Origin of the sequence: Sinimarinibacterium flocculans (assembly GCF_003201205.1) — a bacterium.
GTDB classification, from domain to species: Bacteria; Pseudomonadota; Gammaproteobacteria; order Nevskiales; family Nevskiaceae; genus Solimonas; species Solimonas flocculans.
This window is the reverse complement of sequence record NZ_QICN01000004.1, coordinates 46204-71871: the sequence shown is the minus strand read 5'-3', so window position 1 is coordinate 71871 and position 25668 is coordinate 46204. Positions and strand designations below refer to the sequence as shown.

Sequence of the window (25668 nt, the reverse complement as noted above, 5' to 3'; positions counted from 1 at the left end):
GAAGTCCGATGATGGACAGCATCGTTGACCACCTGCCCGCCGACCACCCCCACCGAACAGTCGAATCATGAAGTGCGAGCCGACGCAGACCCCGGAAGCGGTGGAGATCGACATCCCGGCCCTGCGTGAGCGGTACCGGCGGGAACGCGAACGCCGGCTGCGCGTCGAAGGACAGGCGCAGTACCTGCGCCCGGCGCGCGGCGCGGTGGGCGATCCCGCCGTCGATCCGTACAGGGCCGTCGAACCGCGCCCGGCGCTGTCCGAGGAGATCGACGTCGCCGTGCTCGGCGGCGGCTTCACCGGCATTCTCGCCGCAGTCAATCTGCGCAAGGCCGGGGTCACCAGCTTCCGCAACATCGAGCACGCCGGCGACTTCGGCGGCGTGTGGTACTGGAACCGCTACCCGGGCATCCAGTGCGACAACGAGTCGTACTGCTACCTGCCGCTGCTGGAGGAAACCGGTTACATCCCGAGCAAGCGCTTCGCTGACGGCGTCGAGATCCAGGCGCACTGCGTGCGTATCGCCCGCCAGTTCGGGCTGTACGATCGCGCGCTGTTCCACACCGTGGTGCGCTCGCTGCGCTGGGACGACACGATCCAGCGCTGGCACGTGACCACCGACCGCGGCGACGACATCCGCGCACGCTTCGTCATCATGGCCGGCGGCCCGCTCAACCGGCCGAAGCTGCCGGGCATTCCCGGCCTGCAGGATTTCAAGGGCCGCGTCTTCCATTCCGCGCGCTGGGACTACGACTACACCGGTGGCAGCTGGGGCAAGCCGGTGCTCGACAAGCTGCGCGACAAGCGCGTCGCCGTCGTCGGCACCGGTGCCAGCGCGATCCAGATCGTGCCGCATCTGGGCGAGTACGCGAAGCAGCTCTACGTGCTGCAACGCACGCCGCCCAGCGTCGACTCGCGCCCGAATCCGCCGACCGATCCGGCCTGGGCAGAATCGCTGCAACCGGGTTGGCAGAAGCAGCGGCAGGACAACTTCCATCGCGGCGCGATGGAAGGTTTCGCGCCTGGCGAACGCGATCTGGTCTGCGACTTCTGGACCGAGATCAACCGCAACGTCGCGGCGAAGCTCGACGCGCAGCAGGCCTGGGCCGGGCTGACGCCGGAAAAGTTCATGGCCATGCGCGAGGTCGAGGACTATCACGTCATGGAGCGCTTCCGCCGGCGCATCGACGAGATCGTCGAGGACAAGGCGACCGCCGAGAAGCTCAAGCCCTGGTTCCGCTTCCACTGCAAGCGCCCGCTGTCCAGCGACACCTACTACCCGACCTTCAACCGCCCGAACGTCGAGCTGATCGATGTGTCCGCGACCAAGGGCGTCGAGCGCATGACGGCCAACGGCTTCGTGCACGAAGGCAAGGAGTATCCGGTCGACCTGCTGATCTGCGCGAGCGGCTTCGAGGTCACCAGCGATCTCGACGTCCGCTGGGGCATCGACGAGATTGCCGGCCGCAACGGGCTCTCGCTCTACGAGCACTGGGCGGACGGCTACAAGACCCTGCACGGCGTCGTCTCGCGCGGCTTCCCGAACCAGTTCTTCACCGGCTACGTCCAGGGTGGCCTGTACGCGACGACGGTCGAGCAGTTCAACCGCCAGGGACATCACATCGCCTGGATCATCAGCGAGGCGCTCAGGCGTGGCGTCGGCGCCGTGGAACCGACGCAGCAGGCCCAGGACGAGTGGGTCCGGATCATGGCGCCGTCGACCGAGTTCGCGAAGCACATGCAGAGCGAATGTCCGCCGAGCTATCTCAACAACGAGGCCGGCGGCAAGTTCCGTTACTACCTCGGCGAGTTCTATCTCGCCGGCTTCACCGCCTTCGAGCAACTGCTGCAGGACTGGCGTGACCAGGGCGCGTTTGAAGGCATGGAGCTGCAGACCGCACGGTCCGGCGCCGCCGCTGCCTGACCCGCGCAGAGCCAGGAGGAGGATGTCGTGAACAAACCTCAAAGCTTTCGCATCGAAGACCTCACCGAGCCGCTGACCTTCCCGGTGGAAGCGTACATCTGCCCGGACTACGCGCGCGCCGAACGCGACCGCCTGTGGCCGAAGGTCTGGCAGCACGCAGGGCGTGTCGAGGAGATCCCCAATGTCGGTGACTACCTCACCTACGAGATCGGCCGCGAATCGATCATCGTCATCCGCACGGCCAGGGACAGGATCAAGGCCTACTACAACGTCTGCTCGCACCGCGCGCGTCAGCTCATCGACACGCCGCCGGGCACCAACGGCGTGCACGGCAACAAGCAGGGCTTCGTCTGCGGCTTCCACGCCTGGCGCTACAACATCGACGGCGAGTGCACCTACAAGCACGACGAGGCGGACTGGAAAGGCTGCCTGAGCAATCCGGCGCGCACGCGGCTGACCGAGGTCAAGGTCGATACCTGGGGCGGCTGGCTGTTCGTCAACATGGACCCGGAGGCCAAGCCGCTGCGCGAGTACCTGGACGAGGCCGCGGACATCCTCGATCCGTTCGAGCTGGAAAAGATGCGCTACAAGTGGCGCCAGTGGGTCATCTTCGACTGCAACTGGAAGACCGCGATCGAAGCGTTCATGGAGCCCTACCACGTCACCGGCACGCATTCGCAGATGCTGGCCAACGGCGACTACTACGCCTACAGCGCGGCGCACGGCATCCACGGCGTCTCCGGCTTCGACGTGCGCAAGACCGCCGGCGCGAGCAGCGAGAAGGAAGCCAGCTCGGTCACCCGCACCGGCAAGGCCGGCAAGGACCCGCGCGTCTCGACCTACGAGCTGCAGAAGGAAATCTACGAGACGGTCAACAACGCCAGCACCACGCTGACGCTGGTCAACGCGGCGAAGCGCCTGGTCGACGAGCTGCCGGAGGGCACGCCGGCACCGGAGGTCATCAAGCACTGGCTCAAGCGTGCACGCGAGGACGATGCCGCGCGCGGCGTGATCTGGCCGACCATCACCCCCGAGCAGCAGGGCAAGGCCGGACTGGCCTGGAGCGTGTTCCCGAACATGTCGATCCTGCAGGGCATCACCTTCGCGCTGTGCTATCGCGCGCGGCCCTACGGCGACGATCCCAACAAGTGCATCTTCGAGGCCTACGCCATCGAGCGCTTCCCGCCGGGCGAGGAACCGAAGACCGAGTGGGTCTACGCCGAGGCCACGCAGGAGAAGTGGGGCCTGGTGCTGTCGCAGGACTTCTCGAACATGGCCGCCGTGCAGCGCGGCATGCACTCGCGCGGCTTCCGCGGCACGCTGCCCAACCCGCACCAGGAACGCAAGGTCACCAACTTCCATCGCGTCCTCGCCGACGTCATGGGTGCGGGGTACCTGCATTTGCTCGACAAGTGAACCCACCGGCGATCGGTGGGCGGCGGTAGACCGCTCCCCACCGGATCAGCAGCCCGGACCGGGCAGCCCAGACAACGATTCAGACGAGGCAACAGAACATGTACGCAGATGAGAAGAAGCCTGCGGCGGCCGTCGCTTCCAGCGGGCGCGGCAAGGTGAAGGTCTACCAGCGCATCCTCGAGCTGCTCGAAGCCGAGGGCATCGATACCGTCTTCGGTATTCCCGATCCCAACTTCGTGCACCTGTTCGTGGAAGCCGAGAAGCGCGGCTGGAATGTGGTCACGCCGCATCACGAATTGTCCGCCGGCTTCATGGCCGAAGGCTATGCGCGCATGACCGGAAGGCCGGCGCTGTGCATCGCCACGCTCGGGCCGGGCGTCGCGCTGGCCTCGGGCTCGATGATGACCTCGCTGGTCGAGAACACGCCGGTGATCTACCTCGGCGGCCAGCGCGCCCGCATCACCGAACGACGCGTGCGCCGCGGGCGCATCCAGTTCATCCAGCAGGAACCGCTGTTCGAGAACTCGGTGAAGTGGAGCGCGAGCGTCGAGTACGCCGACCAGACCGACGAGATCTTTCGTCACGCGCTGCGCGTCTGCCAGTCGGGCACGCCGGGTCCGGTCTACATCGAGTATCCGTCGCATGTGATCCAGCAGGAGCTGGACGTGCCGCCCGCGCTGCCGCCGTCGTCCTATCGACTGGTCGAGCCGGGCGCGGACGGCAACATGGTGGCCAAGGCCGCTGAGCTCATCAAGAACGCCGAGTGCCCGATCCTGCTCGTCGGCCACGCGGTGCAGTGCACGCGCGCCGGCCAGAAGGTGCGCGAACTGGCCGAGCTGATGGGCTGCCCGATCCTGCAGACCTCGGGCGGCAACGCCTTCATCGAAGGCGTCGAGGACCGCACCTTCCCCTACCTGTTCTCGACGGTGGGCGACGAGATCGTCGCCAAGTCCGACGTCGTCGTCGCGATCGGCACCGAACTCGGCGAGCCGATGCACTACGGCCGCGGCTTCCTGTGGGCCAAGGGCAAGACCGACCGCAAGTGGATCTACGTCGAGCTCGATCCGGAAGCCATTGGCCAGAACCGTCCGATCGACGTGCCGCTGGTCGGCGACCTGCGCACCGTCGTGCCGCAGCTCTCCGCGGCACTGAAAGGCAGCCCGCGCAAGCCGCATCCGGACCTCCGGCGCTGGATCAAGGAAGATGCGGAGCGTCTGGCGGCGCTGGCGAAGCAGGACTTCAAGACCGACAGCGGCCGCGTGCACACGGGCCAGTGGGTCGTCGAAGCGACCAAGGCGATGCCGAAGAACGCGATCCATGCGCGCGACGGCGGCTGCACGGTGGTGTTCACCTGGACCTACCTGCAGGCCAAGCCGCACGACGTGGTCTGGAACCAGAACTTCGGCTGCCTCGGCACCGGCCTCGGCTACGCGATCGGCGCCTCGGTGGCCGACGGCCGCAAGCGCCCGGTGCTGCTAACCACCAGCGATTCGTCGTTCCTGTACCACATCGGCGATCTGGAAGTGGTTTCGCGCCTCAAGCTGCCGATGGTGGTTGTCGTCGCCGTCGACAACGCCTGGGGATTGGAGGTGGGCGTCTACAAGCGCACCTTCGGTCACGGCAACACCACCGAGCCGGGCGTGCACTGGAGCAAAGACGTGCGCTTCGACCAGATCGCCAAGGGTCTCGGCTGCGAAGGCGTCTACGTCGACAAGGGCGAGGACCTCGGCAAGGCCGTGGAAGCCGCCTTCGCCAGCGGCAAGCCGACCGTGATCCACGTGCCGATCGACCCGGTGATCAACCACGGCGGCAACGAGAACAAGGACACGCCGAACTACGACCGCTTCCGCACCTGGTACGCGGAAGGGCAGCAGTAAAGGAACCGTAGTTCCCTCTCCCGCCTGCGGGAGAGGGTCAGGGAGAGGGCCGTTCGCGTCGTGAACGGAAGCTTCGCTCGCTGCGCGAGCGCCCTCTCCCCCAACCCCTCTCCCACACGTGGGAGAGGGGGAGCACGATCTGAGGAGAGCGTCATGCGCGAGTACCTGAAGTTCTACATCGACGGCCAGTGGGTCGATCCGGCCACGCCGAAGACCGCGGACGTCATCAACCCGGCGACCGAAGAGGTCTCGGGCCGCATCTCGCTGGCCTCGGTCGCCGACGTCGAGAAGGCCGTCGCCGCCGCGCACAGGGCGTTCGCACGCTGGTCGCAGACCACGCGCGAGCAGCGCCTGGACCTGCTGCAGGCGATCCAGGCCGAATACGCGAAGCGCGAGAGGGAGATCGGCGAGGCAATCACTGAGGAGATGGGCGCACCCGCCTCGCTCGGCGGCGGCTTCCATATCGGCCTCGGCGGCGGGCATATCGCCACCGCGATCGAGGTGCTCAAGACCTTCAAGTTCGAGGAGCGTCGTGGCAACACGCTGCTGACCAAGGACCCGATCGGCGTCTGTGCCCTGATTACGCCGTGGAACTGGCCGATGAACCAGATCGCGGTCAAGGTGCTGCCGGCACTGGCCACCGGCAACACGATGGTGCTCAAACCGCCGCAGCTCGCGCCCTACTCCGCGCAGATCTTTGCCGAGGTGCTCGACAAGGCCGGCGTGCCCAAGGGCGTCTTCAACATGCTGCAGGGCAGCGGTGCGGTCGTCGGCGCCGCGCTGTCGGCGCATCCGCGGGTGGACTTGGTATCGATCACCGGCTCGGAGGCCGTGGGTGTCGAGATCGCCAAGGCCGCCGCGCCGACGGTCAAGCGCGTGTGCCAGGAACTGGGCGGCAAGAGCGCCTTCATCGTCCTCGACGACGCCAACTTCGCCGCGAATGTCGCCGGCGCAACCGGCGGCATGATGCTCAACTCCGGCCAGACCTGCAGCGCGGGCTCGCGCCTGCTGGTGCCGAAGGCGCGCATGGCCGAGGCGATCGCGGCCGCGAAGGAGGCGGCGGCGGCCGTCACCGTAGGCGACCCGAAGGGCAACGTCGCGATGGGCCCGGTGGTTTCCAAGAGCCAGTACAACGAGGTGCAGCGCTACATCGAGATCGGCATCCGGGAAGGCGCCGAGCTCGTCGCCGGCGGCCCCGGCCGCCCGGAGGGGCTGAGCAAGGGTTACTTCTGCAAGCCGACGGTGTTCGCCAACGTGCGCAACGACATGACCATCGCGCGCGAGGAGATCTTCGGGCCGGTGCTGGTCATCATCGGCTACGACGACATCGATCACGCGATCGAGATCGCCAACGACTCCGACTTCGGCCTTGCCGGCTACGTCAACGGCGCCGATGCGGCCGCTTGCCTCGCCGTCGCGCGGCGCCTGCGCACCGGCTGGGTGTCGATCAACGGCGGCTTCGACTTCATGGCACCGTTCGGCGGCATCAAGCGCAGCGGCAACGGCCGTGAATGGGGCGAGCACGGCTTCCACGAGTACGTGGAGACCAAGTCGCTGATCGAGCCGGCGCCGGCCGCTTGAGTCAAAGCTCCCCTCTCCCGCTTGCGGGAGAGGGGACACGTTTCTGCTGCAGCTGAGGCAGCACATCTGGAGCGCACCATGGCCGATCTTCGCTTCGACAATCGCGTCGCCGTCATCACCGGCGCGGGCCGCGGCCTCGGCCGCGCCTACGCCGAACTGCTCGCCGCGCGCGGCGCGAAGGTCGTCGTCAACGACCTGGGCGGCAGCCTGCAGGGACACGGCAGCGACGCCGGTCCGGCGCAGGAGGCTGTCGATGCGATCCGGGCCAGCGGCGGAGAGGCCGTGGCGAACACCGATTCGGTCGCCACCGAAGCCGGCGGCAAGGCCATCATCCAGTCCGCGCTCGACCACTACGGCCGCATCGATATCGTCATCCACAACGCCGGCAACGTCCGCCGCGGCCTGCTCAAGGACCTGAGCTACGACGACTTCAACGCCGTGCTCGACGTGCACCTGCGCGGCGCCTTCCATGTCGTGCGCCCGGCGTTCCCGCACATGGTCGCGGCCAACTACGGCCGCATCGTGCTGACCTCCTCGGTCAGCGGCATCTACGGCAACCAGACCGTCGCCAACTACGCCACATCGAAGACCGGCATGATCGGCCTGTGCAACGTCGCGGCGCTGGAAGGTGCGGCGCACAACGTCAGGTGCAACGTCATCGCACCGGGTGCCGTCACCCGCATGGCCGAAGGCCTGGACACCTCGCAGTACCCGCCGATGGGGCCGGAACTCGTCGCGCCGGTCGTCGGCTATCTGGCCCACGAATCCTGCGCCGTCACCGGCGAAATCCTCAGCTCGATGGCCGGCCGCGTGTCCAAGATCTACATCGCCGAAACCCGGGGCGTGTACCAGCCGACGTGGACCATCGAGCAGGTCGGCGAGCAGATGACGCGGATCGACGACCGCAGCAGCCCCTGGGTCTTCCCGCCGGTCCCGTCCGGGCAGATGGATCACATCCTTCGCAGCTTCGAGATGGCCCGCAAGGGTGCCGGCGCGGCGGATTAGGACCCGTTCACGCCGGCGGCGTCCCCCGTGCGCAGGCATCGACATTTCGCGCAAGCCGCTTGTAGTCGCCGGTCCGGCCGATAAGCTCGATGCATGCCAAACCGCCTGCCGCGGAGGCCTGCGCGCGCCGGTCCCGCGGTGACCCGGCGTCCAACGGCCGGGCGGCCCGATCACGAGGAGCATGTCGATGAAGATGTCCGGCGAGCAGCGCATCGCTGCCACGCGTCAGCAGGTCTGGGAAGCGCTCAATGATCCGGAGGTGCTCCGGCGCTGCATTCCGGGCTGCCAGTCGCTGAGCAAGGAATCCGACACGCGCATGGTCGCGACCGTCGAGATCAAGATCGGCCCCATCGGTGCGCGCTTCAATGGCGCGGTGGAGCTGGCGGACATCCAGGCGCCGGAGTCGTACACGCTGATCATCGAAGGCCAGGGCGGCACCGTCGGCAGCGTCAAGAGCATCGCCAAGGTGCGCCTGAGCGACGACGCCGGCGGGACGCTGCTGAGCTACGACGTCGATGCACAGGTGGCCGGCCGCCTCGCGCAGCTCGGCGGCCCGATCATGGATGCCACCGCCAAGCAGCTCGCCGCACGTTTCTTCGGCGGCTTCGCCAAGGTGTTCGCCCCGGCGAAGGACGCGGCGCCCGCCGCCGGCGTGGCCGCCGGTGTTCCAGCCGCGGCCAACGCCGGCGCGGCGCCGTCGCGGGGCCTGCCCATCGCATGGCTGCTCGCCATCGTCGTCGCGGCGCTGGTCGGCTATCTCGTGGGCAGCGGCGACAGCACGCAGCACCACTGGGTCGGCCTGTCGATCGGCCTGCTGCTGCTGATCGTCGGCGCCGCCGGCTTCGCCTGGGGCCGCCACGCGGCGGCGCCGGTGGTGACGCTCGATGCCCGCACCCTCGCCCGCCTGCTGCGCGAGGACGGACCGTGAAACCCGCGCCGTTCGACTACTACGCGCCCGCGTCGGTCGAGGAGGCCTGCCAGCTGCTGGCCGACGCCGGCGGCGGCGCTACCGTGCTCGCCGGCGGCCAGACGCTGATGCCGCTGCTCGCGCTGCGCATGAGCCAGCCCTTCGTGCTGGTCGACATCACTCGCATCCGCGCGCTGCGCGGCGTGAGCCGCAGCGGCGCAACGACGCGCATCGGCCCGGTCACGCGGCAGAACGAGGCGCTGGCCGACGCCACCCTGCAGCAGCACCAGCCGCTGCTGGTGACCGCGCTGCGCCATGTGGGACACCACCAGACCCGCAACCGCGGCACCGTCGGCGGCTCGATCGCGCTCGGCGAGCCGGCGGCCGAGCTGCCGGCCACCGCGGTGGCGCTGGGCGCGAGCGTGGAAGTGCGCTCGGTGCGCGGCACGCGCACGATCCCCGCCCAGGAACTGTACTTCGGCCCCTACGCCACCGCGCTGGAGCCCGACGAGCTGCTGACCGCCGTGGACGTGCCCGAATGGCCCGCAGGAACGGTCAGCCTGTTCCGCGAGATCGCGATGCGCCCCGGCGACTTCGCGCTGGTCGGCCTGACCGGTGCGTTGACGGTGGCCGACGGCGTGGTAACGCGCGCCGGCGTCGCCTGGTTCGGCATGGGCCCCACGCCGATCAAGGCACGCCAGCTCGAAGCCGCGCTCGTGGGCCAGCGCGTCGACGCGCTGGATGCCGGCGCGCTGACCGAGCTCGCCATCGCCGACACCGCGCCGTTCGACGACCTGCACGCCACCGCCGAGTACCGCCGCACCGTCGGCCGCCGCGTCTTTGCGGCCGCGCTGGGCGAGGCCCTGAACCTGAGGAAAGCCGCATGAGCGAGCACGCGATCCAGCTCACCATCAACGGCCGCGCGCACGAAGCCAGGGTCGAGTCGCGCCTGACACTGAGCGACTTCCTGCGCGGCGATGCCGGCTGCACCGGCGTGCACGTCGGCTGCGAGCATGGCGTCTGCGGCGCCTGCACCGTCATGGTCGACGGCGCCGCCGTGCGGTCCTGCCTGATGCTCGCGGTACAGGCCAATGGCGCCGCCGTGACCACGGTCGAGGGCCTGGCCGACGACGACGGCACCCTGCATCCGGTGCAGCAGGCGCTGCGCGACGAGTACGGTCTGCAGTGCGGCTTCTGCACGCCCGGCATCGTCATGACGCTGGCGTCGCTGACCGGCGCCACGCCCGCAACCGATCCGGACAAGGTCATGAACGCGCTGTCCGGGCATATCTGCCGGTGTACCGGCTACCAAGGCATCCGCCGCGCCGCGCGCAGGCTCGCTGGCCTGGCGCCGACGCAGGGAGCGCCGACGCATGGATGACGCTCGTCCCGCTGCCACCACCGGCCGCTACATCGGCCAGCGCGTCGCCCGCAAGGAAGACACGCGCCTGCTGACCGGCCGCGGCGTCTACGTCGACGACGTGGGCGTGCCCGGCATGCTGCACGTGGCCTTCCACCGCAGCCCGATCGCGCGCGGACGCATCCGATCCATCGACCTGTCGGCCGCCCGCGCGCTGCCCGGCGTCTTCGCGCTGGTCACGGCGGACGACCTCGCGCGGTTCAAGGTCGACATGCTCAGCTTCTTCCTCGCGCAGCCGGTCGTGCCGGTGCCGGTACTCGCAAACGGCCGCGTCACCTACGTCGGCGATCCCGTCGTCATGGTCGTCGCGCAGGACCGCTACCTCGCCGAGGACGCGGCCGGACTGATTGTCGTCGAGTACGACGAGGAAGACCCGGTCGTCACGCTCGACGACGCCAAGACGGGCGCACTGGTGCATCCGGACACCGACTCCAACGTCGCCGCCGCCACCGGCGCCGAGGAGCTCGACGAGGACCTCGAAGCAGCGCTGGCGGCGGCCGCGCATCTGGAGACGCTGGCCTTCCGGCATCAGCGCATCTCGCAGTCGCCGATGGAAACCCGCGGCGTGGTCGCGCAGCCCCACGGCAGCGGCGAGCTGACCGTCTACCTGTCCTGCCAGGGACCGCAGCTGTGCGCGCGCTGGTTCGCGCAGGCGCTGGAGCTGCCGCAGACCTCGATCCGCGTCATCTCCAAGGACGTCGGCGGCTCCTTCGGCCTCAAGGGCCAGCCGTGGCGCGAGGAGGTGGCGGTCGTGCTCGGCGCGATGCTGCTCAGGCGCCCGCTCAAGTGGATCGAGGACCGCCTCGAGAACCTCACCGCCGCCAACCAGGCGCGCGAGCAGGAGATCACGCTGCGCGCGGCCTTCGATGCCGAGGGACGGCTGGTGGCCTCGCATGCGGACTACGGCCTCAACAACGGCGCCTACCCGCAGGGGGCCGACAGCAACATCGCGGTGATGATGTTCCTGTGGGGTGCCCACAAGCTGCCGGCGTTCTCGTTCCGCGCGCGCGGCTGGTTCACCAACACCGTGGGCCTGGCGGCCTACCGCGGCCCCTGGGCGATCGAATCGCTAGCCCGAGAAGTCCTGCTCGACCGCGCGGCGCGGCGGATGGGCATCGACCCGATCGAGCTGCGCCGTCGCAACCTGATCCGCCGCAGTGACCAGCCGTGGACCACGCCGATGGGCCTCGAGCTGACCGACATCAGCCCGGCCGAGTGCCTGGACGTGCTGCTGCAGAAGGTCGACGTGGCGGCGTTCCGCGCCGAACAGGCCGCGGCCCGCCGTGAGGGCCGCTACCTGGGCATCGGCTTCGCCACCTACATCGAACCGACCGCCGGCAGCACCGGCGTGGCCGTGCTGATGAGCGAATCGGCGCACCTGCGCGTCGAGCCCACCGGCACCGTGACCGCCGTGGTGTCCACGCACTCGCAGGGGCACGGCACGCAGACGACGATGGCGCAGGTCATCGCCGACCGCCTGGGCGTGCCGTACGAGCACGTGGAGGTCTACGAGGACGACAGCTCGCGCGGCGGCTACGGCTCCGGCGCCTACGGCAGCCGCCAGGCGGTGGCCGGCGGCGGCGCCTGCATCCGCGCCGCGGACCTGCTGCTCGCGCGCATCCGCGAATCCGCCGCGCACATCCTCGGCGTGCGCACGGACGACATCGTGCTGCGCAACGGCGTGCTGCACGTGACCGGCGACAAGCCGCAGACCGTAAGCCTGCGCGACCTCGCCGACATCGCCTACGGCGACCCCGACCGCATGCCCGACGGCCACGCGGGCCTGGAGGCACAGTACCGCTACCGCCCGCCGCCGATCACGATGACCAGTGCCGCGCACGCGTGCATCGTCGAGGTGGACGCGCAGACCGGTTTCGTGAAGATCCGCCGCTGGGTGACCAGCGAGGACTGCGGCAACATGATCAACCCCGCCATCGTCGAGGGGCAGATCGCCGGCGGCCTGGCGCAGGCCATCGGCAGCGTGCTGATGGAGGAGGTGTCGTTCGACGCGCGCGGCAATCCCACGGCGGTCACGTACAAGGACTACATGCTGCCGACGATCTTCGACGTGCCGGAGTTCGAGTACCACCACGACGCCTCGATGCCGTCGCAGGCCGAAGGCGGCTTCCGCGGCGTGGGCGAAGGCGGCTGCATCGTCGGCCCGCCGACGCTGGTCAACGCCATCGCCGATGCCCTGATCCCGTTCGGCGAACTGGAACTCGAACTGCCGCTGACGCCGGCCCGCCTGCTCGCGCACATCGAGCAGCGCCCCGAGATCGCGCGACCCAAGCCGGCCGAGGCGAGCGAGGCCCCTGCGCCCGCTGCCGATGCCCCGGCCGACCCGGTTCCGGTAGCCGCCGCGGCACACAACGTCCCGGCCCCGTCCGCGCCGCAGGAACCGTTCGCGCCGGCGTCCGGCGCGCGCATCGACGGCGGCTGGAAGTTCGTGCTGTCGACGCCGATGGGACCGCAGGCCTTCGACGGGCGGCTCGCCACCGACGGCGATCAGCTCAGCGGCGTGTTCATCATGAACATGGACGAGGCCCACTTCACCGGTACCGTCACCGGCAACCAGCTCAAGTGGGACCTGAAGGTCACCAAGCCGATGAAGATCACGCTCAAGTACGAGGCCGTGGTCGAGGGCGACACCCTGACCGGCAAGTGCAAGATGGGCGTGTTCGGCTCGGCCAAGCTCAAGGGCGAGCGGGTCAAGGGGTAACCCCCCGGCGCGGCGCCCTCTCCCGCTAGCGGGAGAGGGGTTGGGGAGAGGGCGCCGGCAGCGGCCGGCGAGCGCTATCAACGATCCTCAGCGACCCTCGAAGCGCGGCGCGCGCCGCTCGCTCATCGCGCGCACGCCCTCGGCGAAGTCCGCCGTGTCCTTGAGCGTGAGCTGCTGGGCATGCTCGCGTGCCAGCGCGTCGCGCACCCCGGCGGCTACGCCGCCGCGCAGCGTCTCGCGCGTGGACAACAGCGCCAGCGGCGCGTTCTGCGCGATCTCGCCGGCCAGCGCGAGTGCCGCTGCACGCAGCTCCGCGGCCGGCACGACGCGGTCCACCAACCCCCAGGGCAGCACCTCGTCGGTGCGGTAGCGTTCGGCGGTCAGGAACATCTGCGCGGCGCGCTGCGGGCCGAGCAGCCGCGGCAGCGTGAACGTGAGCCCGAAGCCCGGATGGAAGCCCAGTCGCGTGAAGTTGGCCGAGAAGCGCGCCTCGGGCGCGGCCACGCGGAAGTCCGCCGCCACCGCCAGGCCCAGGCCGGCACCGATCGCGGCCCCCTGCACGGCGGCGACCACCGGCTTGCGCGTCTCGAACACCCGCTGCACCTGGTCGTAGAACTCGCGCAGCGGATCGTCGCTGCGCGCACCGAAGCCGTTGGGTGACACCAGGTCTGCCCCTGCGCAGAACGGCTTGCCCTCGGACGCGAGTACCACGGCGCGCAGCGCCGGGTCCGCATCCACGCGCGCCAGCGCATCGGCGATGCCGCGCATCAGCGCGATCGTCGCGAAGTTGCTCGGCGGATTGCGGAACACCACGCACGCCACCGCCCCGTGCGTCTGCACGTCCACCTGCTCGCTCACCTGTCCGCCTCCGGTCTGCGGGTCATCGAACGCGATGCTACTCCGCCGCCGCAGCCCCGCGCCCGGCGAAGCGCTGGCGCAGTTCGCGCTTGAGGATCTTGCCGCTGGCGTTCTTCGGCAGCTGCTCGACGAACTCGACGAGCTTGGGCGTCTTGAAGCCGGCGAGCCGCTCGCGGCAGTGCGCGATGATCGCGGCGGCGTCGGCCTGCTGGCCGGCGCGCAGCACGATGACCGCCATGGCCGCCTCGATCCAGCGCGGATGCGGCACGCCGAACACCGCGACCTCCGACACCGCCGGATGCTGGAAGATCGCCTCCTCCACCTCGCGGCTGGCCACGTTCTCGCCGCCGGTCTTGATCATGTCCTTCTTGCGGTCGACGACAGTGAGATAGCCCTCCTCGTCCATGACGCCCAGGTCACCGCTGTGGAACCAGCCGTTGCGGAAGGCCTCGGCGGTCTTTTCCGGATTCTTCCAGTAGCCCAGCGTGACGTGCGGACCGCGGTGCACGATCTCGCCGACGGTGCCCGGTGGCACCGGACGATCATCGTCGTCGACGACGCAGGTCTCGACGTTGATCGCCGGCCGTCCGGCCGAGCCGAGCTTGCGCAACTGGTCCTCCGGCCGCAGCACGGTCGCCACCGGCGACATCTCGGTCTGGCCGTAGAAGTTGAACAGCCGCACCTGCGGCAGGCGCGTGCGGATCTCCTTGATGATCTCGCCGGGCATGATCGACGCGCCGTAGTAGCCCTTCCTCAGCGACGACAGGTCAGTCCGGTCGAAGTCCGGATGGCGCAGCAGCGCGATCCACACCGTGGGCGGGCAGAACAGCTTGGTGGCGCGCTCGCGCGCGATGGTGCGCAGCAGCGCGGCCGGATCGGGGCCCGGCAGGATGATGCTGGTCGCCCCCAGGTACAGGTCCGGCGTCAGGAAGGCGTCGAGCTGCGCGCAGTGGAACAGCGGCAGCGAGTGCACCTCGATGTCGTCGGCGGTCATCTCGCCGTCGGCGATGCAGCTCGCATAGTGCGCATACAGGCTGCGCGCCGACAGCATCGCGCCCTTGGGCCGCGACTCGGTGCCGCTGGTGTAGAGCATCTGCACCGGGGCGTCGTCGTCGACGATGACCGCCGGCTCGCGATCGTCGTCGTGGCGCATCCAGCCGTCCACCGGCTCCCAGCGTGCGTCGACCTCGAGCTGCTTGTCGCGAATCACGCCGAGCAGCCGCGGCCGGACGCCGGACTCGGCCATGGCCGCCTGCGCCACCGTCGCCAGGCCATCCTCGACGACGACGCCGCAGACCTCGGCGTTGTCCAGGATGTAACCGACTTCCGCGGCATTGAGCATGAAGTTGATCGGCACCTCCACGGCGCCAAGCCGCGCCAGCGCGAAGCGCACGACGACGAAGGCGTGGTTGTTGCGCGACAGCAGCGCCACGTGGTCGCCGCGCCCGATGCCGCGTGCCGCCATCGCGTTGGCGGTGCGGTTGACGGTCGCGTCGAGGTCCGCGTAGCTCTGGCGCAGCTCGCCATAGACCAGCGCCGTGCGATCGGGGAAGCGTCGCGCGCTGCGCCGCAGCAGGTCGCCGAGACCGAAGCTGCGCGCAGCGGCGATGGTCGTTTTCAGATCCGTGCTGTCCGTCATCGATGCGCTCCCGGCGACTGTCGCGTGCCGGACCAGAAGGTCGGCGAGCGTGGCAGCGCTGTCAACGAAGGCGCGCGGCGCGCTGCCGACCGGGAACATTCGCGCCACCGTTGGGGGCAACGCCCGGGCACGCCGCGCTGTAGCGCAGCCCGCGGGACTCGCGTAAATAGTTCCGCGTAGACGGTCGGCGCCGGACGCGCCGAAAACCGGACGGGTACGGGGGAGGACGCAACCATGCACAAGCTGTCGTTGATCGACGACACCTTCCTGCGGCTGGAAAGCCGCAGACAGCCGCTGCACATCGGCATGCTGATGCTGTTCGAACCACCGGCCGATGCCCCCCCCGACTTCGCCGCGCGGCTGGCCGCCCGTCTGCGGCAGTCCACCGCCACGGTACCCCCGTTCAACCAGCGGCTCGAACGCCGACGCGGCCTGCACTACTGGGTCGACGACGAGGAATTCGACCTCGCCCATCATTTCGTCCATACCTCGCTGCCGACGCCGGGCCGCATCCGCGAACTGCTGGCGCTGGTGTCTCGCGTGCACGGCGGTCACCTGGACCGCGCCTACCCGCTGTGGCGCATCTACCTGATCGAGGGCATCGAGGGCGGACGCGTCGCCGTCTATCTCAAGGTGCATCACGCGGTCGTGGACGGTGTCGCCGGTATCCGCCTGCTGATGCAGTCCATGTCCACGGACCCGGCCCTCTCGGCGACGATGCCGCCGATCTGGGAGGTGCCGACGCGCAAGTCCGGCGCACAGCCGCTGCCGGTGCCGACTCCGGCCGCCGGCGGGCTCGTCGCGCTGCGCGAAGTGGCCCGCGCCGGCTTCAGCTCGACACTGCCGGTGCTGCGCCAGGCGCGCCACGCGCTCAACGATGCGCGCCTGCGCGATCCCGATGTCGCCCTGGTCGGCCAGGCACCGCCGTGCATCCTCAACGGCAAGATCAGCGCCACGCGCCGCTTCGCCGCGCAGCAGTACTCGACGCCGCGCATGCGCGCCGTGGCCGCGGCCTGCGAGGCGACGCTCAACGACGTGGTGCTGGCGATGTGCGGCGGCGCCCTGCGCCGCTACCTGCAGAGCCTGGATGCGCTGCCCAAAAAGCCGCTGATCGCCGGCGTGCCCGTGTCGGTGCGCCGCGAGCACACCGGCTTCGGCAACGAGGTCGCCTTCACCATCACCCACCTGGCCACGCACATCGACGATCCACTCGAACGCCTGCGCGCGATCAAGCGCTGCATGGATAAGGCCAAACAGCGCATGAAGGACTTCAGCCCGGTGCAGGTGCAGAGCTATGCCGCGCTGATGCTGATGCCTGGCGCGATCGCCGCCGTACTGAGCCGCTTCAAGGACCGCACGCTCGGCAACGTGGTGGTGTCGCACGTCCCCGGCCCGCGCGAGGACATGTACTGGCAGGGCGCACGGCTGTCCGGCCTGTACCCGGCGTCGCTGCTGCTCGACGGCCTTGGCCTGAATATCACGGTCATCAGCCGCCACGACTTCGTCGACTTCGGCCTCATCGCCTGCCGCAAGACGGTGCCGCAGGTGCAGCGTGTGCTCGACTACCTCGAAGACGAACTGGTCGCGCTGGAGGCGGCGACCGCCCCATCGCCGGCACCGGCCGCCAAGCGCACGAGGCGGTCGCGCAAGAAGACCTGAGTCCGGTCGAGCTGCACGGACGCCGTCCGATCCGCCGGGATCGCCGATGGGTCTACGGCGTCTTGAAGAAGCCGTCGGATTCGAACAGCACGGCGGGCGACTCTTTCATCAGGTGGATGTCGCCCAGCTCGACCAGGCTGCGGGTGCCGCTGCGCAAATCCTTCATCGTGTAGCCGAGCAGGACCCACACCGTCCGGTCCTTCGCATCTGCCGTTTCGAACAGCAGCGAGAGATCGCCTTCGAGAAGCTTGAGCGACTTGCCCTCACGATCGAAGAACTCGCCCTTCAGGATCGTGCAGCTCTCCTTGTCGACGTAGGCGAGCACCCGGCTGAACGTCGAATCGATACTGCCCAGGGCCGTCTCCAGAACATGGACCGGCCGGTCCGCGACGGTCGCATCCGCCAACTTGCGCGCCGCGCCGTCGACCAGCAGGCCCTGGACCAGCTTGAAGTCCTCGTAGCTGAAAGTCGTGCCCCACAGGTCCTCGCCCCTAGCGGCACCACCGATCTGGCGGACCTTGCCCACGGCCGGCAGATAGACGAACAGGTCGTCGGCCTCGTCGCCGTTCTCCTGGATCAGGTAGGCCGAACCCGCCAGTGACTCCGGCTCCGACACCTGCAGGGTGACGCGGGCCTCGTCGCCCTCGCCCTGCCAGTACATGTTGAGCGCAAGCGTGCTCGATTTGCCCGAGGAATCGGTCGTCGTGACCTCGAGCGCGCGCAGCGCACCCTGCTCGACGACATTGCGCTTCATGCAGCGCATGACGTCGTCTGCATCAGTGCCCGCATGCGTCAGCACCGGCATACACAGCATCACTCCGACGAGCGCGCGTCGCGTCAAGCTCATGATGTTCTCCTCCCTGAAAATCGCGGCCGGAGCCGATCGCGCCCCCCATGGCCGCGATGTCGACATCTACGCTATACCCCGCCTGCACCGCGGTCCAGCGGGTAATGCCAACAAGGTCTCATCATTTCAGGCCGATCAGTAGCCGCGGCGGAAGGTGTCGTGGGCCGCACGCTCGAGGTTCTCGCGGAAATCCGGATGCGCGATGGCGATCAGCCGCCGCGCCCGCTCGGCCAGGGTCTGCCCGCGCAGTTCGGCAGCGCCGAACTCGGTGACGATGACATCCGCCTCGGTGCGCGCCGTGGTCACCGGACCGGACAGCGCCGGCACGATCTTGCTCAGGCTGCCGCCCTTGGCCGTGGCGGCCAGCGCGACGATCGAACGCCCGCCGGGGCTGCGTGCGCCGGCGCGCACGAAGTCCACCTGCCCGCCGGTGCCGCCCAGATAGGCGCTGCCGCTCTGCTCGGCGTTGACCTGGCCGGTGAGATCGACCTCCAACGCCGAATTGATCGTGACCAGCCGGTCGAGCTGCGCGAGTACCGCGGCGTCGTGCGTGTACGAGGTGGCGCACATGCGTATCGCCGTGTTCCGGTGCGCCCAGCGATAGAGGCGGTGGGTCCCGATCAGTGCGCCGTTGATGCACACGCCCGGGTCGATGCGCTTGTGCGCATTGGTGACGACGCCGGCCTCGATCAGGTCGACGAGGCCGTCGCCGAGCATGCCTGAATGCACGCCCAGGTCCTTGCGGTCGCCCAGCAGGCGCAGGATCGCGTCGGGCACCGCGCCGACGCCGGTCTGGATCACCGCGCCGTCCTCGATGTAGGCCGCTGAGAATTTCGCGATCGCCTCGTCGGTGGCGGTGATCTTCGCCGCAGGGACTTCGACCAGCGGTCGCGACACCTGCAGTGCACAGGTGATCTTCGACGCCGGCAGCATCTCGCCGAAGGTGTACGGCACCTGGTCGTTGACCTCGGCAATGACCACGCGCGCCTTGCTTACCGCAGCCTGCACGAAATCGCTGATCAGGCCGAAGCTGTGGTTGCCGTGCGCGTCGGCCGGGCTGACCTGCACGAAGGCCACGTCACAGCCGATCAGGCCCTGCTCGATGTACGGACCCACCTGGCTCACGTGACACGGAATCACATCAAGCTTGCCGGCCGCCGTCAGCGTACGCAGCGTGCCGATCGCGCCCATGCTCGACAGGCGGACCTTGCCCGCCGCCTCCACCGTCAGCAGCTTCGAGAAACTGGTCGCCGCGAACGCGGACAGCTCGCCGATGCCCTCTGCCTGTTCGATCAGCGTCTCGATCAGCGTCGTCGGCTCGCCGCAGGCCTGGCCCCAGACGATGCGGTCGCCGCGCCGCAGGTACTGGCCGAGATCGAGCCCGGCCGCGTCGGTCACCGTCGTCACGCCTTGCCCGCCAGCTTGAGCAGCTGCTGCGCGCGCGCCAGGTACGGCCGGTCGAGCATGCCGCCCTTGTAGCCGATGGCGCCCACGCCCGGATTGGCCGCGAACAGGTCGACGATCTCCTGTGCCTGCGCGATCTCCTCGGCAGTCGGCAGGAAGGCTTCGTTGATCACCTCGACCTGCGCCGGGTGGATCGCGAGCATGCCGCGGAAACCGGCGCGACGGCACTGCGTCGCGCGCTTGCGCAGACCGTCGAGATCCCTGAAGTCGCCCTGGATCGTGTCGATGGCGGCCACGCGCGCCGCCGCGGCGCCGACCAGGCACAGGCTGCGCGCCAGTTCGTAGGTGAAGCCGTAGCTGCCGTCGGCGTTCTTGTTCTCGCTCGCACCGAGTTCGTCGGCGAGATCCTCCGCACCCCAGGTCATCGCCACCAGCCGCGGCGCGTCGACGTAGGAGCCCGTGCTGAGCATGCCCTCGGCGGTCTCCGTCACCAGCGGGAACACCTTGGTGCTGCCCGGCTCGATGCCGTTCGCGGCTTCGAGTGCGGACAGGTAGTGATCCAGTACCACCAGGTCATGCCCGCCGCGCGTCTTCGGCACCATGATGCCGCCGGGCCTGCCCGGCATCACTGCGGCGAGATCGGCCAGCGCATGCGGCCCCTGCAGCGGATTGATGCGCACCCACAGGCGCGCACGCTCCGCAGGCTGCGCCTTCTGCAGCATGGCGAGCACCATCGCGCGCGCCTTGGGCTTCTCGCCTTCGGCAACCGCGTCCTCCAGGTCGAACAGCGCGATGTCCGCGGCGCTGGCCGCGGCCTTCTCCATCTTCTTCTCGCTGTCGCCCGGCGCGAACAGCCAGGATCGGGCGCTGAATGTTTCGGTGGCTTGGGTCATGTGAGTATCGTTCGTAGGTGCATCAGTCGTTGCTGGTCTTCCTTCTCCCCGCTTGCGGGGAGAAGGTGCCCGGAGGGCGGATGAGGGGCTGACTGCGCGATCGCCCGCGCCTGCGGCGCACCCCTCACCCCGCTCGCGGGGGGAGGGAGAAAGTACCGTCAATAGGACTTCGGCAGTTCCAGCACCTTCTCGGCGAGGAAGTTGAGGATCATGTGCGGGCTGACTGGCGCCGTGCGCGGGATCAGCACCTCGCGCAGCAGGCGCTCCACGTGGTACTCCTGCGCGTAGCCCATGCCGCCGAGCGTCAGCATCGCCGTATGGCAGGCCTCGAAGGCGAACTCGGCGGCAAGGTACTTGCCGGCATTGGCCTCGACGCCGCAGTCCTCGTGCTGGTCGAACTTCGTCGCCGCCTTCATCACCATGAGGTTGGCGGCTTCGAGCTGCGCCCAGCACTTGGCGAGCGGATGCGCGATGCCCTGGTTCTGGCCGATCGGCCGGCCGAAGACCACGCGCTCCCGCGCATAGCGCGCGGCGCGCTGGATCGCCGCGCGGCCGATGCCGACCGACTCCGCGCCGAGCAGCACGCGCTCGGGGTTGAGACCGTGCAGGATGATCTTGAAGCCCTGCCCTTCCTCGCCGATGCGGTGCTCGTCCGGGATGAACAGGTCGGTGATGAACAGCATGTTCGAGTCGACCGCGTGGCGACCCATCTTGTGGATCAGCCGCACCTCGATCTTGCTGCGGTCGAGATCGGTATAGAACAGCGTGAGGCCGTCGGTCTTGCGCTTGACCTGGTCCAGCGGCGTGGTGCGCGCCAGCAGCAGCATCTTGTTGGCGACCTGCGCGGTGGAGATCCAGATCTTCTCGCCGTTGACGCGGTAGCCGCCGTCCACCTTGTCGGCGCGCGTCTTCAGCTCCGTGGTGTTGAGCCCGGCGTTGGGTTCGGTGACCGCGAAGCACACGCGATCCTTGCCGGACACGACATTCGGGATGAACGCCTGCTTCTGCGCGTCCGTGCCGAACAGCACCACCGGCTGCATGCCGAACACCGGCAGATGGATGCTCGACGCACCGGTCATGCCGGCACCTGACTCGGCAATGGCCTGCATCATCACCGCGGCCTCGGTGATGCCCAGGCCCGAGCCGCCGAACTCGCTCGGCATGGCGATGCCGATCCAGCCGGCATCGGCCATGGAATCGAAGAAGTCCTGCGGGAACACGCCTTCGCGGTCGCGCTCCAGCCAGTACTCGGCCGAGAACTGCGCGCAGTGCCGGAGCACCGCGTCGCGGATGTTCTGCTGGTCGTCGGTGAGGGAGAAGTCCATGGAAGCGCCCCGGTCCGCCGTCAAGTGATCGTGCCGATATTAGCTCATCGTGCTGGAATCCGTACGACATCCATGAAACAATCCGGCTCCCGCAGCACAGGCAGGAGCAGTAGGCATGGGCAACCCGACACAGCGCAGCGGTCCGCTCGCCGGCGTGCGCGTGGTCGACCTGACCGCCATGGTCATGGGGCCGTACTGCACGCAGATCATGGCCGACATGGGTGCGGACGTGATCAAGATCGAGCCGCCCGACGGCGACGGCACGCGCTACATCTCGATCGGGCCGTCGCCGACGATGGGGGGCGTGTTCGCCAACGTGAACCGCGGCAAGCGCAGCGTGGTGCTCGACCTGCAGACCGATGCCGGCCGCGAGGCGCTGCGCCGGCTGATCGCCGATGCCGACGTGTTCATCCACACGATGCGCGCCAAGGCCATCGCCAGGCTCGGCTTCGCCTACGACGACGTTACGCCCATCAAGCCGGACATCGTCTACACCAATGCCTACGGCTACAGCCGTCGCGGGCCCGACCGCGACCTGCCCGCCTACGACGACACCATCCAGGCCGAGTGCGGCCTCACCGCCGTGCAGCAGATGCTGACCGGCGAGGCGAACTACGTCGGCTCCATCGTCGCCGACAAGGTCGCGGGCCTGACCGCGCTGTATGCGACGGTCATGGCGCTGTTCCATCGAGAGCGCACCGGCGAGGGCCAGGAGGTCGAGGTCGGCATGTTCGAGACCATGGCCTCGTTCATGCTCGTCGAGCACGCCAACGGCGCGATGTTCAGCCCGCCGCTGTCCAAGGCGCATTACCCGCGCGCCGTCGCGCGCAACCGCAAGCCGTACCGCACCAAGGACGGCCACATCTCGGCGCTGATCTACAACGACAAGATGTGGGCCAAGTTCGTCGACGCGGTAAAGCCGTCCTGGGCCGGTCCGGAACTGGCCACGCTCAAGCAGCGCGCCAAACAGATCGACCGCGTCTACGGCCTGCTGGGCGACACCTTCCTTGAACGCACGACCGCCGAGTGGCTGGAGCTGCTGCAGTCACTGGGCATTCCGGCGGCGCCGCTGCGCACCCCGGATGAACTGTTCGACAACGCCCACCTGAACGCCGTCGGCTTCTTCGAGACGGTCGAGTCGGAACACGGCCCGGTGCGCTTCCCCGGCGTGCCGACCTGGTTCTCGCGCACGCCCGGCCGCGTCGCCGGCCCGGCGCCGGAACTGGGCACGCACACGCAGCAGGTGCTCGATGAAGCGGGCGTGGGCGCGACTGTAGCCTCACGCTGACCCCGAGGATCAGGTCGTCGCGGCGCTCTTCCGCAGCAAGGCGATGGCGATCGCCGTGAAGACGAATTCGAAGCCGAGGCCGCCGACGGTGTAGGACGAGAAGTCGCCGGCCAGCAGCGCACCGATCAGCCGCGCGGTGAACAGGCCGCCGGTGACGAAGGCCAGCGCCAGTACCGCCGAACGCTGCCACGCGGCGCAGAACACGGCCACGGCGGCGAACAGACCCATCCCCGTCTGCGCACCGCCGTACATCGCCCGCAACTCGATCGCGCCGGTGGGCGTCGTCGATGTCACCCCGGCCAACTCGGCGAGCATCGCCGGATTGATCAGGCAGTAGAGGCCGTAGCCGCCCCAGCCGAGCGCGGAAATCACCAGAAAGATCCTCATCCCCTTCTCCCCCGTCGAGTGAATCGGCCGGCGCTATCCACCGGCCGCACGAAATCCCAGTGTCGCCGACACGGCGGCGGCCTCTTCGCGCACCAGGCGCGCGAGTTCGTCGCGCGTCGCCTGCAGACGCGAACTGGGCGCGGCGACGATCAGTGCGCCGAGCGCCGCGCCGGTGGCATCGCGCACGGCGGACGCCGTGCCGGTCGCGCCGTCCGCGGCCTGGTCCATCGTCTGCGCAAAGCCGTTCTCGCGTGCCTGCTCGATGATCCCGGCAAGCCGGCGCTTGTCGACGACGGTCTGCGCGGTCAACGCGCGCGGACGGAGCGTCCGGAAATAGCTGCGGACCTGTGCCGGCGACGCCACCGCCAGCAGTGCGCGACCGCCCGCCGTGCAGAACAGCGGCCGACGATCGCCGACGGACACCGAGAAGCGCACGGCATTGCGGCTCTCGATCACGTCGACATAGGTCAGGGCGTCGGCATCGACATCCCCGACGGCGAACAACACCGTTTCGCCGGACCGCTCGGCGAGCCGGCGCATGCCAGCACGGATCAGGTCGGAGGACTGCAGCCGGCGACGCGCCTCGATCAGCGCACTGCCCAGTCCGAAGGCGCGCGGCCCCAGCCGCCACGCACCGTCCGCCGGCACGACGAACTCGGCCTGCGCCAGTCCGCGCAGCAGCGCGGCGATGCTGCTCTTCGGTGCCTTGAGGCTGCGGCTGAGCTGCGCAAGGCTTACCGGCTCGGTGCTCGCGCACAGGGCTTCGAGGATGTGGATCACCCGCGTGACCGACTGCGGCGAACTCATGGGCGGCGGCGCTCCCCCGGTGGACTGGTCAGCCGATTATGACGGCATCACGGCAGCGCGAAGGCCTCGTCGAACAGCTGCCGCATCGCCGCCCAGGATCGCCGGTCGGCAAGCGCGTTGTAGGCGAACCCCGGGTTGTTGCGCGCATCGGCCTGCGGGTCGGTGAAGCTGTGCACGGTGTTGCCGTAGCGGGCAAGCTGCCAGTCGACCCGGTCGCGCCGCAGTTCGTCGACGACCGTCGCCAGCGCATCCTGGTTGACCACCGGGTCGTCGTCACCGTGGCAGATCAGCACGCGGCTGCCGATGCGCCCGGCGTCTTCCGGCAATCGCGGCAGCAGGCCGGCGTGGAAGGTGGCGACCGCCGACAGCGGCGCACCGCTGCGCGCCAGTTCGAGCGCCGTGCTGCCGCCGAAGCAGAAGCCGATGGCGCCGAGCCGTTCGCGGTCGACCTCCGGCCGGGCGAGCAGCACCTCGAGCGCGGCCCGGGCCCGCGCGCGCCATGCGGTGCGGTCGGCATACAGCGCCTTGATCGACGGCACCACGGACGGCAGGTTGTCGAATACCCGGCCATCGCCGAGCAGATCGGCGGCGAGTGCGACGTAGCCCAGGCGCGCGAGGCGTTCGGCGCGCTCGCGCGCGTGCGCGTTCAGGCCGAAGGCTTCGGGGAACACGATGACGCCGGGGCGCCGCGCGCCGATGTCCGCGTCCCACGCCAGATGGCCGACGAGGCGCGTGGGGCCGCTGGCGTACTCGATGGACTGGGTCTTCAAGCAGTGCTCAGCGCGGCTGCATGCGGATCGCGCCGTCGAGGCGCACGGTCTCGCCGTTGAAGTAGGTGTTGCGGATCATCTCCAGCGCGAGGCTCGCGTACTCATCGGCACGGCCCAGGCGCGGCGGGAACGGCACCATCGCGCCGAGCGCGTCCTTCATCTGCTGCGGCGCGCGCGCCATTGCCGGCGTGTCGAAGATGCCGGGCTGGATCGTGTTCACGCGGATGCCTTCGCGCGACAGGTCGCGGGCGATCGTCAGCGTCATGCCGACGATGGCCGCCTTCGCCGCCGAATAGGCGGCCTGTCCCATCTGCCCGTCGGTAGCTGCGGCCGAAGCCGTGTTGATCAGCACGCCGCGCTCGCCGTCGACCGGATCGAGCGTCATCATGCCGGCCGCCGCACGGGTGATGCAGCGAAAGGTGCCGACGGTATTGAGCTTGAGCACCCACTCGAACTTGTCGCTGGGAAAGATGTTGATCTCACCCGTGTTCTTGTCGCGGCGTGCGGTCGGGATCGCGTTGCCGCCCCCGGCACAGGACACGAGCACCCGCTCCTGACCGTTGGCCTTGCGCGCCTGGGCAAACGCGGCATCGACGCTTTCGTCGGACAGCACGTCGCAGGGGCAGAAGACGCTACCGGTCTCGGCGGCGACCTTCTCCCCGGTTTCCGGGTTCAGGTCGAAGATCGCGACCTTGACGCCGGCTGCCCGCAGGGCCTGGACGGTGGCCAGGCCGAGGCCCGAGGCGCCGCCGGTGACGACGGCCGAGATGGAGGAATCGATGCGCATGGTGCTCCCCGCTGGCGAGCCGTCGGTGTCCGCCCCGCGGCTCTGGTCTGTGAAGGATAGGGATTGTTGCTGCCGCGGCGAACGGCTGCCGACCTTTGTAGCGCACCCCCGATCAGTATGCAACAATGTTGTTGATTAGCATTCTTGGAGGAATG

Annotated in this window: 21 protein-coding genes; 11 read left to right on the top strand and 10 right to left on the bottom strand. The window is 69.1% G+C overall.

Annotated features, from left to right (window positions below):
- Positions 1–67 precede the first annotated feature (67 nt).
- The 9 genes from C8D93_RS09065 (at position 68) to C8D93_RS09025 (ending at position 12849) form a co-directional block, all read left to right on the top strand.
- Entirely contained in the window at positions 68–1924 is a 1857-nt protein-coding gene (locus C8D93_RS09065) for a flavin-containing monooxygenase (RefSeq protein WP_110264872.1), read from the top strand.
- Between the two features lie 27 nt (positions 1925–1951).
- Entirely contained in the window at positions 1952–3340 is a 1389-nt protein-coding gene (locus tag C8D93_RS09060; RefSeq protein WP_110264871.1) for an aromatic ring-hydroxylating oxygenase subunit alpha, read from the top strand.
- A 98-nt stretch (positions 3341–3438) separates the two neighbouring features.
- Positions 3439–5217 (top strand): thiamine pyrophosphate-binding protein, encoded by a 1779-nt coding sequence (locus C8D93_RS09055; RefSeq protein WP_110264870.1) that lies wholly within the window; start codon positions 3439–3441, stop codon positions 5215–5217.
- Between the two features lie 153 nt (positions 5218–5370).
- The gene (locus tag C8D93_RS09050) at positions 5371–6798 is read left to right on the top strand and encodes an aldehyde dehydrogenase family protein (RefSeq protein WP_110264869.1); all 1428 of its coding nucleotides are present in this window, start codon (positions 5371–5373) and stop codon (positions 6796–6798) included.
- A 78-nt stretch (positions 6799–6876) separates the two neighbouring features.
- Positions 6877–7803: an SDR family NAD(P)-dependent oxidoreductase gene (locus C8D93_RS09045; RefSeq protein ID WP_110264868.1), complete on the top strand. Its 927-nt coding sequence runs from the start codon at positions 6877–6879 to the stop codon at positions 7801–7803.
- A 187-nt stretch (positions 7804–7990) separates the two neighbouring features.
- A complete protein-coding gene (locus C8D93_RS09040) occupies positions 7991–8731 on the top strand; it encodes an SRPBCC family protein (protein WP_110265103.1) in 741 nt (246 codons plus the stop codon).
- Positions 8728–9597 carry an FAD binding domain-containing protein gene (locus C8D93_RS09035; RefSeq protein WP_110264867.1) on the top strand — a complete coding sequence of 290 codons (870 nt, stop codon included), beginning with the start codon at positions 8728–8730 and terminating at the stop codon, positions 9595–9597. Before C8D93_RS09040 ends, C8D93_RS09035 begins: the two co-directional genes overlap by 4 nt.
- Complete coding sequence (locus C8D93_RS09030; protein ID WP_110264866.1) at positions 9594–10091, top strand: (2Fe-2S)-binding protein; 498 nt, start codon at positions 9594–9596, stop codon at positions 10089–10091. Before C8D93_RS09035 ends, C8D93_RS09030 begins: the two co-directional genes overlap by 4 nt.
- On the top strand, positions 10084–12849 hold the full coding sequence (locus C8D93_RS09025; RefSeq protein ID WP_110264865.1) for a xanthine dehydrogenase family protein molybdopterin-binding subunit: 2766 nt from the start codon (positions 10084–10086) through the stop codon (positions 12847–12849). Before C8D93_RS09030 ends, C8D93_RS09025 begins: the two co-directional genes overlap by 8 nt.
- A gap of 87 nt (positions 12850–12936) precedes the next feature.
- Here C8D93_RS09025 and C8D93_RS09020 read toward each other — a convergent pair whose 3' ends face one another.
- Both C8D93_RS09020 and C8D93_RS09015 read right to left on the bottom strand, forming a co-directional pair.
- Positions 12937–13707, bottom strand: a complete 771-nt coding sequence (locus tag C8D93_RS09020; RefSeq protein WP_110264864.1) for an enoyl-CoA hydratase/isomerase family protein — start codon at positions 13705–13707, stop codon at positions 12937–12939.
- Positions 13708–13744: 37 nt separating this feature from the next.
- Positions 13745–15346 carry an acyl-CoA synthetase gene (locus C8D93_RS09015; protein WP_110265102.1) on the bottom strand — a complete coding sequence of 534 codons (1602 nt, stop codon included), beginning with the start codon at positions 15344–15346 and terminating at the stop codon, positions 13745–13747.
- 234 nt (positions 15347–15580) lie between these two features.
- On the opposite strand from C8D93_RS09015, the gene C8D93_RS09010 reads away from it, so the two are divergent.
- The gene (locus tag C8D93_RS09010; RefSeq protein WP_110264863.1) at positions 15581–17005 is read left to right on the top strand and encodes a WS/DGAT/MGAT family O-acyltransferase; all 1425 of its coding nucleotides are present in this window, start codon (positions 15581–15583) and stop codon (positions 17003–17005) included.
- 52 nt (positions 17006–17057) lie between these two features.
- Here C8D93_RS09010 and C8D93_RS09005 read toward each other — a convergent pair whose 3' ends face one another.
- The 4 genes from C8D93_RS09005 to C8D93_RS08990 all read right to left on the bottom strand — a co-directional run bounded on the left by C8D93_RS09005 (position 17058) and on the right by C8D93_RS08990 (position 21474).
- Positions 17058–17852, bottom strand: coding sequence for an outer membrane lipoprotein-sorting protein (locus C8D93_RS09005; RefSeq protein ID WP_170123971.1), 795 nt, complete (start codon positions 17850–17852; stop codon positions 17058–17060).
- Positions 17853–17987: 135 nt separating this feature from the next.
- Entirely contained in the window at positions 17988–19259 is a 1272-nt protein-coding gene (locus C8D93_RS09000; protein WP_110264861.1) for an acetyl-CoA hydrolase/transferase family protein, read from the bottom strand.
- A complete protein-coding gene (locus C8D93_RS08995; RefSeq protein WP_110264860.1) occupies positions 19256–20149 on the bottom strand; it encodes an HpcH/HpaI aldolase/citrate lyase family protein in 894 nt (297 codons plus the stop codon). Before C8D93_RS08995 ends, C8D93_RS09000 begins: the two co-directional genes overlap by 4 nt.
- 158 nt (positions 20150–20307) lie before the next feature.
- The gene (locus C8D93_RS08990) at positions 20308–21474 is read right to left on the bottom strand and encodes an acyl-CoA dehydrogenase family protein (RefSeq protein WP_110264859.1); all 1167 of its coding nucleotides are present in this window, start codon (positions 21472–21474) and stop codon (positions 20308–20310) included.
- Between the two features lie 115 nt (positions 21475–21589).
- On the opposite strand from C8D93_RS08990, the gene C8D93_RS08985 reads away from it, so the two are divergent.
- Positions 21590–22762: a CaiB/BaiF CoA transferase family protein gene (locus tag C8D93_RS08985; RefSeq protein ID WP_110264858.1), complete on the top strand. Its 1173-nt coding sequence runs from the start codon at positions 21590–21592 to the stop codon at positions 22760–22762.
- A 9-nt stretch (positions 22763–22771) separates the two neighbouring features.
- On the opposite strand, the gene C8D93_RS08980 is transcribed toward C8D93_RS08985, so the two are convergent.
- From C8D93_RS08980 to C8D93_RS08965, 4 genes are read right to left on the bottom strand one after another with little or no spacing between them, the layout of a single operon-like run.
- A complete protein-coding gene (locus C8D93_RS08980; RefSeq protein ID WP_110264857.1) occupies positions 22772–23149 on the bottom strand; it encodes a DUF4345 family protein in 378 nt (125 codons plus the stop codon).
- Between the two features lie 33 nt (positions 23150–23182).
- The gene (locus C8D93_RS08975; RefSeq protein ID WP_110264856.1) at positions 23183–23956 is read right to left on the bottom strand and encodes an IclR family transcriptional regulator; all 774 of its coding nucleotides are present in this window, start codon (positions 23954–23956) and stop codon (positions 23183–23185) included.
- A 47-nt stretch (positions 23957–24003) separates the two neighbouring features.
- Positions 24004–24726 (bottom strand): dienelactone hydrolase family protein, encoded by a 723-nt coding sequence (locus tag C8D93_RS08970; RefSeq protein WP_110264855.1) that lies wholly within the window; start codon positions 24724–24726, stop codon positions 24004–24006.
- A gap of 7 nt (positions 24727–24733) precedes the next feature.
- Positions 24734–25513, bottom strand: a complete 780-nt coding sequence (locus tag C8D93_RS08965) for an SDR family NAD(P)-dependent oxidoreductase (RefSeq protein ID WP_110264854.1) — start codon at positions 25511–25513, stop codon at positions 24734–24736.
- Positions 25514–25668 lie beyond the last annotated feature (155 nt).